Here is an 11598-nt window from a genome sequence, read left to right on the forward strand (position 1 = left end):
GTCCCCCACTTCGATGGAGGCCGTAGGCTAAAGAGCGGTGGGTATGATGTCTATAAAAAATCATCTTACTGGAAGTGAAAATGCAACGGATCACCATCACTCTGGATGAAGAGCTGCTCGGTCTGATCGATCGACGGGTTGAAACGCAGGGCTATCAAGGGCGATCGGAGGCCATCCGCGACCTGCTGCGCAACGGCCTGCGCGAAGCCGAAGCCTTGCCGGAAGATGACCCCTGCGTGGCGGTGGTCAGCTACTTGTATGACCACACCACGCGTGAGCTTCCCAAGCGCCTCAACCAGACATTGCACGCGCACCACGACCTGACCCGCTCGACGCTGCACGTACACCTGGATGCGGGGCATTGCCTGGAGGTTTCGGTGCTTCAGGGCCCCAGTGGGCGTATCGGCGAGTTGTCGCGTCAATTGATGGTCGAGCGCGGGGTGGAGCATGGACAGGTGCAAGTGATACCGGCGCCACTGCCCCCTGCAACGACGCGATGAATGCGTCGAGCTGACTCATCCCTTCTGCGCTCGACACCGGCGGTTCAATCCCGGACCATCAAGGCCCCGGCATAACGGTACTCAGGAACGAACGCCATGGATTGCCTCGCGACGCTGTATACAGAACGCCTTGTGCTCACCCCCCTTCAACTGGAAGACGCGCCAGCGATCCAGCAGTTGTTTCCCCAGTGGGAGGTGGTCCGTTATCTCGATCGCCGTGTGCCCTGGCCCTATCCGCAGGACGGCGCGTTGGTCTACGTGCGTGACATGGCGTTACCGGCCATGGCGGCGGGCCGTGAATGGCACTGGATGATCCGCCTGCGCGGCGCAGAGCAACCCATCATCGGCAGCATCAGCCTGTACGACGAACCCGGGAACAACCGGGGTTTCTGGCTTGCGCCGCAGTGGTGGGGGCAGGGCTACATGCGCGAAGCCTGCCGGGTGGTCAACGCCTATTGGTTCGAGACATTGTCTCGCCCCGTCATGCAGGTACCCAAGGCCGTTGCCAATCACGCCTCTCGAAAAGTGTCGGAGCATGAAGGCATGCGCCTAGTGGACAGGCGCGACGGGCATTTCGTCTCCGGGCCGCTTGAGGTCGAGATATGGGAGATGACACGCCGTGATTGGCTCGCCCGCTCCTTGGGTTGACGCTGCCGGACATTTCCGTAGAATCGCGCGCCCCATTCAACAGGCATGGCGAAAAGGAGCTTCGATGCAACGGATCATGATTGTCGGCCAACCCGGCTCCGGGAAGAGTACCTTGGCGCGCAAACTAGGCGAATGCACGGGGCTGCCGGTCGTGCACATCGACACCATTCACTGGCAGCCAGGCTGGGTCGAGCGAAGCCGAGACGAGAAGACACGGTTGTGCCATGAGGTCGAGGCGCGTGATTGCTGGATATTCGAAGGTGGCCATTCAACCACCTGGAGCAATCGACTGGCTCGTGCGGATCTTCTGATCTGGATCGATCGTTCGGTGTCGCTGCGATTCTGGCGGGTGCTGAGCAGAGCGCTGCGTTATCACGGGCAGTCCCGGCCGGACCTGCCGCACGACTGCCCGGAGCGGCTGGCCAACTTGCCGGCGTTCTTCACGTTCATGTGGCAGACCAAACGCTCGGCGCGAATGAAGATGGAGCAACTTGCGGCAAGCGCACCCGCGGGTTGCCGGGTGGTGTGCTTGCGCTCCAACCGGGATACCAGGGCTTTTCTCGCAAGCATGGAGCCGCGAAGGGGGCGGGTTGAGCGGTGTAGTCAGCAGCGCTGAGAAGATCAGCTCGATAGCCTGTAACAGTCGGCGGCGGACGCCTCATGAACAGCTTTCTGCATCCACCCCATCGACCCACACCCCTTCGCTCAGGCGTCCTCAATAAGGACTGGCAGTCGGCCGCACCACGAGCTCACTGACATCCACATCATCCGGCTGCTCGATGGCATAGACCAGCGCCCGTGCAATCGCATCGGCCTCCAGCGCCACGCGCCGGAACGTCCTCATGGCCTCGCGGGCAGTGTCGTCGGTGATGGTGTCGGCCAGCTCCGATTCCACCACCCCAGGGCACACCACCGTCACCCTGATCTTGTCGGTTTCCTGGCGAAGGCCATCAGAGATCGCCCGGACGGCGTACTTGGTCGCGCAATACACAGCGGCGGTGGGGGAGACCGAAAGCCCGCCGATCGACGAGATGTTGATGACCTGACCATGCCCTTGCGCTTCCATGCCCGGGAGCACCGCGGCGATGCCGTGCAGCACGCCGCGCACGTTGACGTCGAGCATCCGGTTCCATTCCTCGACTTTCAGCGAACTCAGTGGCGACAGCGGCATTACCCCGGCATTGTTGATGATCACATCGACCTTGCCATGCTGCGCTTTGGCAAATTCGACGAAGGCGTGCATGGAGTCGAGGTCGGTCACGTCCAGTGCGCGGGCACTTGCCGAGCCGCCTTCGGCACGGATTTCACTCACCAGCTGTTGCAGGCGATCCATACGGCGGGCGCCGAGTACCACGTGAGCGCCCTTGGCAGCGATCAGCCTGGCGGCGGCTTCACCGATGCCGCTGCTGGCGCCGGTGATCAGCACGACTTTGTCGTTGATGTTGGACATGTGCGTATCTCCTGTACATGAAGGTTCAGGCGTCTGCAGGGAGAGCAGACGTTCCTGCTGGGTACGGAGAAAAGACTAAGGTTGTGAGGCGGTTCGGTGCGTGCCGAAACCTGCGCGACCTTTGCCTATTCGTGTCGGTGATCCGCACAGCCCCGTGCTGCGCGCCGGAACGGAAGGATCAGGCAACTCGACGGCAGTTTCGACCTAACGCAGGTGTTTTTCGCGGGTGACAATGGGTGCCTGGCCCTGACGACGCCGCCAGGTAGCCCCATGGTCTGCCGTCACACCAAGACCGTGATACAACGCCGAATTCCAACATGCGAGAGCCCTTGAATGGCGCATAACGATGCTTTTCTCCTTCAAACCACTGCCTTGTACCGTGGTGAACTCGTCCGCTCGCTGACCGAGCGCTTTACCGCTCCGGGCGTTTACGAAACCGCCATCGCGCCGCTGCACGTGATTCGAATGGATGCGCCGTCAGACATCATCCATACCGTGCACAAACCGGCGCTGTGCCTGATCGTGCAGGGGCAGAAAGAGGTGGGCCTGGGCGAGGACCGTTATCTGTACGACCCCCTCAACTACCTGGTGGTATCGGTGACGCTACCGGTGTCTGGTCGGGTGCTGACGGCCAGCGCGCAGGCGCCTTACCTGTGCATTCGCCTGGACTTCGAGCCGACCGAGCTTGCCCAGGTGATCGCCGATGCGCCGCCTGCGGGCGTACCGGATGAGCCCGAGCGCGGGCTTTTTCTCGAGCAGATCGATGTGTCGCTGCTGGAAACCATGTTGCGCCTGGTGCGGTTGCTGGAGTCGCCACGGGATATCGGCATGCTCGCGCCATTGGCACTGCGCGAACTGCACTACCGCCTGCTGCGAGGCGTGCATGGGCGTCGGCTGTACGAGCTGGCCATGGGCGACTCGCAGACCCGGCGCGTGAGCAAGGCCATCGATTGGTTGAACAACCACTACACCCAGCCGCTGCGCATCGAAGAGCTGGCGCGGATCGCGAACCTGGGGAGCTCGACCTTGCACCACCGTTTCAAGGCCGTCACCGCCATGAGCCCGTTGCAGTACCAGAAGCAATTGCGCCTGCAGGAGGCCCGGCGGCTGATGTTGGGGGAGGGGCTGGATGTGTCGAGCGCCTGTTACCGGGTCGGCTATGAAAGCCCGTCGCAGTTCAGTCGCGAGTACAGCCGCCAGTTTGGGTGTGCGCCGTCTCGGGATATCGGCTTGGTTCGCAGGACGTAGGGCGTGCTTGGCCCAGAAAAGCATGTTGGATGAGCAGGCCCCGGCGGGAAGTTACCTGATAATTTTGTCAGGTGCGCAAGCGTTAAGGCGTGTGATATAGCTAGGTGCAGTTTCTGATCTATATACCTACTCCGTAGGAATGCTTTGGGGCGCCAACTTCCCAAAGTTTCGACTGTCTGTGCAGCGTTCGTTGAGTGCCAGATTGGAAGCTAAGGGTTTTAATTTTTTTCCTATTTTGTGAGGTTGCAATGAGAAAAAATAACCTTCCACCGCCCGAGGCAGGGAATGTTCAGTATTATTTGCCGGACAGGTCTTCCGGCCTTCAGTTAAAAGTGAACCCCGTCAGTGAAGCACGCGTTCATGATGATATCTTGGTTTATCTGGATCAGAGTTTAATATTTCGGGTGCCGGTACCTGCGGACTGGGTTGTGCCGCTTATTTTTAATATTCCAGATTCTAGTTTGTCCCCTGATGGTGTTTATCAACTGCAGTATGCGGTGTCTGATCGGTTTTCAGAAGATAGTTACCCCTCAGACCCGGTCACGATCATCATCGGACCTATGAGCACTTGAGAACCCCGCTCGACAATATTTGAAGCGGGGAGGTGATGGTTTTAAAATTGCCCGAATTTATATTGAGTCGGGCTTTTAATAAGGCAGTGCACTCGGCACTGCAATGGTCTGGTCTCTAATCACAAAACAATCCCGCCACTGCTCCTTCACAAGCACCACCGTTTCAAGGCCGTCACCGCCATGAGCCCGTTGCAGTACCAGAAGCAATTGCGCCTGCAGGAGGCCCGGCGGCTGATGTTGGGGGAGGGGCTGGATGTGTCGAGCGCCTGTTACCGGGTCGGCTATGAAAGCCCGTCGCAGTTCAGTCGCGAGTACAGCCGCCAGTTTGGGTGTGCGCCGTCCAGGGATATCGGCTTGGTTCGCCAGACATAGGGCGTGCTTGGCTCAGACAAGCATGTTGGATGAGCAGGCCTTGGTGGGAAGTTACCTGATAATTTTGTCAGGTGCGCAAGAGTTAAAGCGTGTGATATAGCTAAGTACAGTTTCTGGTCTGTACCTCTACTCGGTGGTTTTACTTTGGGGACGCTAACTCTCCAAAGATTCGATTATCTGTGCAGCGTTCGTTGAGTGCCAGGTTGGAGGCTGGGAGCTATAACTTTTCAATTCCCTATTTGGTGAGGTTGCAATGAGAGCCTATGATCCTCCACTGCCCGAGGCCTTGAACGTTCAGTATTATTTGCCGGACAGGTCTTCCGGTCTTCAGTTAAAAGTGAGACCCATCAAGGGAGCACTCCCTGGTGATGATATTGTGGTTTTTCTTGACGTTAATGAAGTGCTTCGGGTTCCGGTGTCTGAGGACTGGGTTGCTCCGGTTATTCTTCATGTTCCAGATTCCAGTTTGGGCCCTAATGGCGCTCATCAACTGCAGTGCGGGTGGTTTGATCCGGTTTCAGACGACGGTAATCTCTCAGAGCCGGTCACGATTATCATCGGGCCTGTGAACACTTAAAAGCCCCGCTCCGACAACATTTGAAGCGAGGCAGCTGATGATCTTGCATTGCCCGAATTTGCATTAATTCGGGCTTTTAATAAGGGCGGGCATCCGGCACTGCAATGGTCTGGCCTAAGCCAAAAAAACAATCCCGCCACGCCTCCTTCAACCTTTTACCAATATCTTCACAACTTCATCGACACTATTCTTCAATCCCACCACGGTATCCTCCGGATCGCTGTCGACCACCACCAACCTGGCGCCTGCCGCCTCGATCACCTTGAGCACCTCTGGTTCAGGCTGACGATGGTGCAACACCAACGCCACATCCTGCGTCTTGAGCGTCTCTCCCAGCGCCTTCAGCGCCGCTTCGTCCCACTTGCCATCTGCCGGCAGTGCCTGCGACACCACATCCAGGTTCAACCCGCTGGCCAGATACCCCAACCGCTCCGACAGGCTCACCACGCTGAGGTTATCCGCCTCGGCCAGGCGGGTCTGGCTGCTGGACGTCAGCTCGAGCATCTGTCGCTTGAGCCCGGCCAGGTTGGCCTGGATCTTGTCCTTGTCGGCGGGGGACAGGCGCTCCAGGTCGTTGGCCACCACATCCGCCATGCGTCCGAGGTTGATCGGGTTCAACCAGGGATAGCTGGCGAAGGCATTGTCGCCATCCACCGCGATACCGGGCAGGGCGCCATCGACCGGGCGTGCGGCGTCGATCTCGACGATGCGGATGTTGCTGCGCCGCGCCATGGGATAGAGCGGATCGTCATGCCAGATCGAGCGCACGCCGATCACCGCCGTGGCCTGCCGTGCATCCTTCTGCAGGCTCGCGCCACCACGTCCCTCGAAGTACGACGGCTGGCGGCTGGCTGGAAGGTTGGCCGGTGCCGCGCGCTTGAGCTGCACCGAGGTACCGTCGAGCAAGGCGACAGCGAGGCTGTGGGTCACCGGCAGGGTGGTCAGCACTTGCGTGGTTGCGGCGCTGCTGGCGGGCTGTGCGGCCAGCGCCAGGGTGGGCGCGCCGGCCAGGACCAGGGCCAGGGTGAGGCGTTTGAGCGTAAGGTTCATGCCGGGTTTCCTTGCAGGCGGGGGACGAGGGCGCGGGCGAGGGCCGCGAGGGCGAAGCACACACCGGCCACCAGGATGATTGCAGCGCCGGAGGGCACGGGCAGGTCGAAGACGATCGGCAGCAGGATGCCGAGCAAGGTGCTGAGGGTGGCGATCAGCACCGAGGCGAAGAAGAAGCCCTTGAGCGACTGGCTGACCAGACGCGCGGCGGCGGCGGGGATCACCAGCAGCGCACCGACCAGGATGGCGCCGATCACCTTCACCGAGGCCACGGTCACCAGGGTCACCAGCACCACGAACAGGTAGTCGAGGGTCTTCACCGCCACGCCGCGCACCGCCGCCAGCTGTGGGTTGAAGCTGGCGAGGATGATGCGGTTGTACAGCGGCAGGGCCAGGGCCAGCACCAGCACGGCAACGATACCGAGCACCAGCAGGTCGTGAGGGCTGACGGTGAGCACCGAGCCGAACAGCACGTTCTCGAGGATGTGCACGTTGATCTTGCCGGCCAGCATCAGCAGCAGGCTGGCGCCCAGGGCCAGCGAGACGGAGAGGAACACGCCGATCAGGGTGTCTGGCGAAAGGCCGGTGCGGTTGCGCAGGAAGTTCAGCAGGATGCCGAACAGCAGGCAGTAGCCGAACAGGCTGCCGTAGGGCCCGGTATAGGGCTCGCCGAGCAGGATGCCGATGGCCACGCCCGTGAGGGCGGCGTGGCCGACGGCCTCGGAGAAGAAGGCAAAGCGCTTGACCACGACCAGGGTGCCGAGTCCGCCCAGCACCGGGCCGATCATCAGGCCGGCGATCAGGGCGTTGATCACGAACCCATAGGCCAGGGCCTCGGGCAGGTAGCCAGCGGTGGCCCATTGCTGGACCAGTTGGCGGAAGGCTTCATAACTCATCAGGCAAGGCTCTCGCTGCGCGGGTGGACGGAGAACAGCCCGAGCAGGCGCTCCGGGGTCAGGGCCTGTGCGGGCGGGGCGTCGAACAGCAGCTTGCGGCTCAGCCCGGTGACGCGGTCGGCCAGGCGCAGTACCGCTTCAAGGTCGTGCTCGATCCACAGCACCGTGGTGCCGGCCTGGCGCCAGCCGTGCAGCAGTTGCTCGAACACCTGGATACCGGCTTCATCCAGTGCCGACATGGGTTCGTCCAGCACCAGCAGCTGCGGCTCCGGGATCAGCCCCTGGGCCAGCAGCACACGCTGGCGCTCGCCGCCGGACAGCGCGCCCATGCGCCGCTTGCGCTTGTCGAGCATGCCGACCTTGGCCAGGGCGGCGTCGATGTCGGGTCGCACGCGGCGCGATAGCCCGAGGAACGCCGGGCGCTGCTGGCACATGGCGGCCATGAAGTCGTCGACGGTCATCGGCAGGCCACGGTCGAACTCCAGTGCCTGGGGCACATAGCCGATCACCTCGCGTTCGCTGGGCCAGTGCAGGGTCAACTGTCCCTGATGCGGCATCTGCCCGAGCAGGGTCTTGATCAGCGAGCTCTTGCCGCCACCATTGGGGCCGACGATGGCATGCACGCTGCCGGCGGCAACGCTGAAGCTCACCTGCTCGAGGATGCGCGTGCGCCCAAGGGTGAGGTCGATGCCGGCGAAGTCGATGCGCGGGCCTTGGGCGCTGACCAGGTTGGCCGCGGCGGTCATGCGCGGTTCTCCTGGATGGCCTTGACCACGGTCTCGAGGTTGCGCTTCATCTCCACCTCGTACTTGTCGGCGGTGTATTCGCCGTAGGAGATGTGGGTCAGCGGGTAGATCTTCACCCCGGATTCGCGCTCGATGGTTTCGACGTAGGCGGAGGGAAAGTCCATTTCCGAGAAGATCACCTTCACATCGAGCTGCTTGAGCTGATCGATGGTCTTCTTCAACTGCGCCGGGCTCGGCTCGATGCCATGAGCCGGCTCGACCACTGCTGTGACCTCCAGGCCGAAGTCGCGCACCAGGTAGTCGTAGGCGGCGTGGATGGTCGCCACGCGAAACTCCGCGCCCGGTGCCTCGGTGACCTTGGCCAGGGCTTCGGCGCGCAGCACGCGCAGGCGCTTGGCATAGGCGCGGGCGTTCTGGGTGTAGAACTTGGCGTTGTCCGGGTCGAGCTTGCCCAGCTCGCGGGCAATGTTGTTGACCTGGGCGATGCTGGCGCTGATCGACAGGAAGGTGTGCGGGTTGACCACCTTGCCAGCGCCGCGCGCGGCGATGCCGGTGGCGGCCAGCAGCGGGACGTTCTGGTTGGACTCGATGGTCTTGATGTCGGGTTTTTCGCTGGCGGCGATCATGCGATCGGCGAAGTCGTCGTGGCCGATGCCGTTGAGCACGATCACGTCCAAGGTGCCGATGCGCTTGATGTCTTCGGCGCGCGGCTCGTAGGCATGCGGGTTGAAGCCTGCGGGAATCAGCGGCACCACTTCGGCCTTGTCGCCGACGATATTGCTCACATAGCTGTAGTAGGGGTGCAGGGTGATGCCGATGCGCAGCGGTTTGCCGCTGTCGGCCAGGGCCAGTGCCGGGAGCAGGCAGGCCAGGAGAAAGGCGAGGGCGGAGCGGAGCATGGCGCGGTCCTTGGGTTCAGTGACGGTGTTCGCGGGTGACCCCGGCGTCGTAGTGGCTGACGATTTCCTGCCAGCCGGCGGCGATCAGCGCGGCCTGGCCAAGATCGTCGGGGGCCCGGGTGCTGCGGTCGCGGCGCAGCCACACCTGGGCCGGTGCGGTGTCGGCCTGCGGCAGGATCAACAGGAAGCTGCCGGCAACGTCGGCGTCCTGGCTCGAGCCCAGGTAGGCGCCACTGGCCAGCCACTGCCACTGATGGCGGCCCCGGCTGGCACTGCTGGTGTCGTCGACGAAGGGCGGCAGCGCATCATCGGCGAGTGCCTGCACAGCGGGCGCCTGGCCGTTTTCCTGGCGCAGCGCGAGGATTTCCTCGGTGGCCACGTGCAGGTCGGTGTAGACGCCCTGTTCGGCGGCGTTGAGGTCACGGCGAGCGTCGATCTGGTGGCTGGCGATGGTCTGTTCGTCGACCCGTTCACCACGCAGCCCGACCACGGTCGCGGCGAGGGCGGCGATCAACAGAGCCGCCAGCAGTACATAGAGGGTTTCATGCCCGGCGCCGGCCGGGCGGATGACCTGGGCGCGGCTCATGGCGCGCCTATATCGGCATGGTCGACTTCCACCACGTGGCCGGGGCCAGCGTCGAACAGCACGTAGAACTCGCCGTCGGGGCGCTTGAAGGTGAGGGTCGAGTCGTCGCCGAGCTTGCCGCCGACCAGCACTTGCTCGTCGTAGCCGATCACATCCAGCGTCACGCCCGGCGCGCCGCTACCGTCGGAGAAGCCGCCGGTGCACTTGATCTGATCACCCGCCACCGATACGCAGTCGCACATCGGGTTGTGCGCCAATGCCGGCAGGGCGGTGAAGGTCAGCAGGGGCAGGGCAAGCCTGCGCAACAGGTGTTTCATCATTTGCCTCCTTGTTTCTCGAGCCAGGCGACGGTGGCCGGCGATGCCTTGGCCAGCGGTACGGATGCCTGGTGCATGCTGCCGTCCCAGCCTTCGATGGTGATCCAGATCTCGGCGTCTGGGCGGGTGCGGGGCGGGATCGGCAGCGAGGTGCTCATGCGGTAGGGTGAGCCGAAGAAGATCGAGCCGGCGGCGCGCAGGTTGCGCGGCTTGCCGATGCGCAGGTAGATGGCCTTGGCGCCCTCGGTGCACGTCTGGCAGAGCGCAGCGTTGAACACCTTGAAGTGCCCGGCCGGGCCGTCGGCGCGTGGCGCTTCGTCACGCAACTCGGCCAGGTCCAGGCGCCAGCGGTCGACCTGGATATCCTTGACCACGTTGGCGCCCAGGCCGCTGTCACCGCGGAACAGGCTGGCATCGGCGAAGTACTTGGGCATGAAGCCCAGCGGGATGAGGATCAGCAGGATGTTGATGTGGAAGCGCCATTTCAGCCACCACTGCTTCAAGCCGCTGGGCGGCAGGGTTTGAGTTTGGGTCTGGCTCATGGCTGGGCCTCCACGGGGGTGTCTTCATGCCTGCGCACGCGTGCCGGGCGCTCGCTGCGCTTGAGCGCTGCGGCGGTCGCTTGGGCAGTGCGCTTGGTCCAGATCAGCAGGCCACTGAGCACCATCAGGGTGAGTACCAGGCCGAAGAAGAACCAGATCAGCTTGATCGGCAGGCCACCGAAGTCACCGGTGTGCAGCGGGCGCATGGATTCGGTGACGAACTCCAGGGTCGAGCGGTCGCCGAGCAGGAACTGGCTGTCGACGTTGCGGGTGTACGGGTTGACCTCGGCGGTCTGGAACATCAACGGGTACCAGCCACGCCCGCCCATGCTGATATGGCTGTAGGCGGTGGCGGGCAGGGTGATGAAGCTGATGTCCAGGCCGGGGATGGCCTCCTGGGCGATGCGGGCGGCCTCGTCCAGGTCGATACGCGGCACCGGATTGCCGTCGGGGCTCTGTGGCACCTGCTCGCGAGCGATGACCGGCACGATCGGCTCGGTGGAAATGGTGACGTGGTTGTCGCCCAGAATGGCCTGGATCAGGAACCAGGTGCCGGTGATCGAAATCACCGCGATGAACCAGATCGACCACACCCCGGCCAGGCGGTGCAGGTCACCCCAGAAGATCCGCGAGCCGTGCTGTGTGCGTACCGGCTTGAAGAACCCGCGCCAGAATTTCTTGTACACCACGAGCCCTGTGACCAGCGAAGCGAGCATCGGCAGGCCAAGCAACGACACCAGGTACCAGCCCCAGCTATAGCCGTTGGTGAACGGCACCAGCCACCAGCCGTGCAGCGCGCGGGTGAAGGCCTGGAAGTTGAAGTCGGGGGTCTTGCCCTGGATGGCGCCGGTGTAGGGGTTGACGTAGAGCGTCGGCGACGTGCCGTTGGGGTAGGTGACTGCCGCTTCGAGGGCGAAGTGCGAGCCATCCGGCTGGCTGATGAAGCGCACCGCCATGTCCGGTTCGGCCTTGTTCAACGCGCTCAAGACCTGCTGGAAGCTCAGCCGTTCGGCGTTGTCGTCCGGTTGGCTGGCACGCACGTCGGGGTTCGCCAGCCAGACGATCTCCTGGCTGACCACCGCAAGCATCCCGGTGAAGCAGACGATCAGTACAAAGAACCAGATCGGCAGGGCAAGCCAACTGTGCACCAGAAACCACAGTTTGGACTTGGATTTTTTAATTTGTCGGGCCATCA

At 62.6% G+C, this 11598-nt stretch carries 14 protein-coding genes and 1 pseudogene; 6 read left to right on the plus strand and 9 right to left on the minus strand.

Annotated elements, in window-relative coordinates; translation table 11 throughout:
* Window positions 1–80 precede the first annotated feature (80 nt).
* The 3 genes from nikR (at window position 81) to ACTYOL_RS10595 (ending at window position 1764) form a co-directional block, all read left to right on the plus strand.
* Window positions 81–500 carry a nickel-responsive transcriptional regulator NikR gene (nikR, locus tag ACTYOL_RS10585; RefSeq protein WP_063544420.1) on the plus strand — a complete coding sequence of 140 codons (420 nt, stop codon included), beginning with the start codon at window positions 81–83 and terminating at the stop codon, window positions 498–500.
* A 96-nt stretch (window positions 501–596) separates the two neighbouring features.
* Window positions 597–1148, plus strand: a complete 552-nt coding sequence (locus ACTYOL_RS10590) for a GNAT family N-acetyltransferase (RefSeq protein ID WP_416766636.1) — start codon at window positions 597–599, stop codon at window positions 1146–1148.
* A 64-nt stretch (window positions 1149–1212) separates the two neighbouring features.
* The gene (locus ACTYOL_RS10595; protein WP_444757891.1) at window positions 1213–1764 is read left to right on the plus strand and encodes an AAA family ATPase; all 552 of its coding nucleotides are present in this window, start codon (window positions 1213–1215) and stop codon (window positions 1762–1764) included.
* Between the two features lie 99 nt (window positions 1765–1863).
* On the opposite strand, the gene ACTYOL_RS10600 is transcribed toward ACTYOL_RS10595, so the two are convergent.
* Window positions 1864–2598: an SDR family oxidoreductase gene (locus tag ACTYOL_RS10600; RefSeq protein WP_065864266.1), complete on the minus strand. Its 735-nt coding sequence runs from the start codon at window positions 2596–2598 to the stop codon at window positions 1864–1866.
* A 333-nt stretch (window positions 2599–2931) separates the two neighbouring features.
* Between ACTYOL_RS10600 and ACTYOL_RS10605 the strand changes: the two genes are divergently transcribed.
* From ACTYOL_RS10605 to ACTYOL_RS10615, 3 genes and pseudogenes are all read left to right on the plus strand, one after another.
* Window positions 2932–3846 carry an AraC family transcriptional regulator gene (locus ACTYOL_RS10605; RefSeq protein WP_200603502.1) on the plus strand — a complete coding sequence of 305 codons (915 nt, stop codon included), beginning with the start codon at window positions 2932–2934 and terminating at the stop codon, window positions 3844–3846.
* Window positions 3847–4094: 248 nt separating this feature from the next.
* Complete coding sequence (locus ACTYOL_RS10610) at window positions 4095–4418, plus strand: hypothetical protein (RefSeq protein ID WP_444757892.1); 324 nt, start codon at window positions 4095–4097, stop codon at window positions 4416–4418.
* Window positions 4419–4571: 153 nt separating this feature from the next.
* Window positions 4572–4790: pseudogene (locus ACTYOL_RS10615) on the plus strand (helix-turn-helix domain-containing protein); the annotation flags it as partial.
* A gap of 724 nt (window positions 4791–5514) precedes the next feature.
* On the opposite strand, the gene ACTYOL_RS10620 reads toward ACTYOL_RS10615, so the two are convergent.
* Genes ACTYOL_RS10620 through ACTYOL_RS10655 form a run of 8 tightly spaced genes read right to left on the minus strand, consistent with a single transcriptional unit; the run spans window position 5515 to window position 11596 of the window.
* Entirely contained in the window at window positions 5515–6417 is a 903-nt protein-coding gene (locus ACTYOL_RS10620) for a metal ABC transporter substrate-binding protein (RefSeq protein ID WP_153775000.1), read from the minus strand.
* Window positions 6414–7313, minus strand: coding sequence for a metal ABC transporter permease (locus ACTYOL_RS10625; RefSeq protein ID WP_054893230.1), 900 nt, complete (start codon window positions 7311–7313; stop codon window positions 6414–6416). Before ACTYOL_RS10625 ends, ACTYOL_RS10620 begins: the two co-directional genes overlap by 4 nt.
* Window positions 7313–8059, minus strand: a complete 747-nt coding sequence (locus ACTYOL_RS10630) for a metal ABC transporter ATP-binding protein (protein WP_054893231.1) — start codon at window positions 8057–8059, stop codon at window positions 7313–7315. The genes ACTYOL_RS10625 and ACTYOL_RS10630 overlap by 1 nt, the downstream gene beginning before the upstream one ends.
* Window positions 8056–8958, minus strand: a complete 903-nt coding sequence (locus ACTYOL_RS10635) for a metal ABC transporter substrate-binding protein (RefSeq protein WP_444757893.1) — start codon at window positions 8956–8958, stop codon at window positions 8056–8058. The genes ACTYOL_RS10630 and ACTYOL_RS10635 overlap by 4 nt, the downstream gene beginning before the upstream one ends.
* Before the next feature lie 16 nt (window positions 8959–8974).
* Window positions 8975–9544, minus strand: coding sequence for a DUF6162 family protein (locus ACTYOL_RS10640; RefSeq protein ID WP_063544435.1), 570 nt, complete (start codon window positions 9542–9544; stop codon window positions 8975–8977).
* A complete protein-coding gene (locus ACTYOL_RS10645; protein ID WP_065864261.1) occupies window positions 9541–9861 on the minus strand; it encodes a hypothetical protein in 321 nt (106 codons plus the stop codon). The genes ACTYOL_RS10640 and ACTYOL_RS10645 overlap by 4 nt, the downstream gene beginning before the upstream one ends.
* Complete coding sequence (locus ACTYOL_RS10650; RefSeq protein ID WP_153775003.1) at window positions 9861–10403, minus strand: thiamine pyrophosphate-binding protein; 543 nt, start codon at window positions 10401–10403, stop codon at window positions 9861–9863. Before ACTYOL_RS10650 ends, ACTYOL_RS10645 begins: the two co-directional genes overlap by 1 nt.
* Complete coding sequence (locus ACTYOL_RS10655; protein WP_444757894.1) at window positions 10400–11596, minus strand: PepSY-associated TM helix domain-containing protein; 1197 nt, start codon at window positions 11594–11596, stop codon at window positions 10400–10402. The genes ACTYOL_RS10650 and ACTYOL_RS10655 overlap by 4 nt, the downstream gene beginning before the upstream one ends.
* Between the last annotated feature and the right edge of the window lie 2 nt (window positions 11597–11598).

The organism is Pseudomonas sp. A014, from assembly GCF_052378495.1.
Taxonomy (GTDB): domain Bacteria; phylum Pseudomonadota; class Gammaproteobacteria; order Pseudomonadales; family Pseudomonadaceae; genus Aquipseudomonas; species Aquipseudomonas machongensis.

What these genes read in the sequence shown, in the direction of transcription:
- nikR (WP_063544420.1), top strand. Translation starts at nt 81, where the DNA reads ATGCAACGGATCACCATCACTCTGGATGAAGAGCTGCTCGGTCTGATC.
- ACTYOL_RS10590 (WP_416766636.1), top strand. Translation starts at nt 597, where the DNA reads ATGGATTGCCTCGCGACGCTGTATACAGAACGCCTTGTGCTCACCCCC.
- ACTYOL_RS10595 (WP_444757891.1), top strand. Translation starts at nt 1,213, where the DNA reads ATGCAACGGATCATGATTGTCGGCCAACCCGGCTCCGGGAAGAGTACC.
- ACTYOL_RS10600 (WP_065864266.1), bottom strand. Translation starts at nt 2,598, where the DNA reads ATGTCCAACATCAACGACAAAGTCGTGCTGATCACCGGCGCCAGCAGC.
- ACTYOL_RS10605 (WP_200603502.1), top strand. Translation starts at nt 2,932, where the DNA reads ATGGCGCATAACGATGCTTTTCTCCTTCAAACCACTGCCTTGTACCGT.
- ACTYOL_RS10610 (WP_444757892.1), top strand. Translation starts at nt 4,095, where the DNA reads ATGAGAAAAAATAACCTTCCACCGCCCGAGGCAGGGAATGTTCAGTAT.
- ACTYOL_RS10620 (WP_153775000.1), bottom strand. Translation starts at nt 6,417, where the DNA reads ATGAACCTTACGCTCAAACGCCTCACCCTGGCCCTGGTCCTGGCCGGC.
- ACTYOL_RS10625 (WP_054893230.1), bottom strand. Translation starts at nt 7,313, where the DNA reads ATGAGTTATGAAGCCTTCCGCCAACTGGTCCAGCAATGGGCCACCGCT.
- ACTYOL_RS10630 (WP_054893231.1), bottom strand. Translation starts at nt 8,059, where the DNA reads ATGACCGCCGCGGCCAACCTGGTCAGCGCCCAAGGCCCGCGCATCGAC.
- ACTYOL_RS10635 (WP_444757893.1), bottom strand. Translation starts at nt 8,958, where the DNA reads ATGCTCCGCTCCGCCCTCGCCTTTCTCCTGGCCTGCCTGCTCCCGGCA.
- ACTYOL_RS10640 (WP_063544435.1), bottom strand. Translation starts at nt 9,544, where the DNA reads ATGAGCCGCGCCCAGGTCATCCGCCCGGCCGGCGCCGGGCATGAAACC.
- ACTYOL_RS10645 (WP_065864261.1), bottom strand. Translation starts at nt 9,861, where the DNA reads ATGAAACACCTGTTGCGCAGGCTTGCCCTGCCCCTGCTGACCTTCACC.
- ACTYOL_RS10650 (WP_153775003.1), bottom strand. Translation starts at nt 10,403, where the DNA reads ATGAGCCAGACCCAAACTCAAACCCTGCCGCCCAGCGGCTTGAAGCAG.
- ACTYOL_RS10655 (WP_444757894.1), bottom strand. Translation starts at nt 11,596, where the DNA reads ATGGCCCGACAAATTAAAAAATCCAAGTCCAAACTGTGGTTTCTGGTG.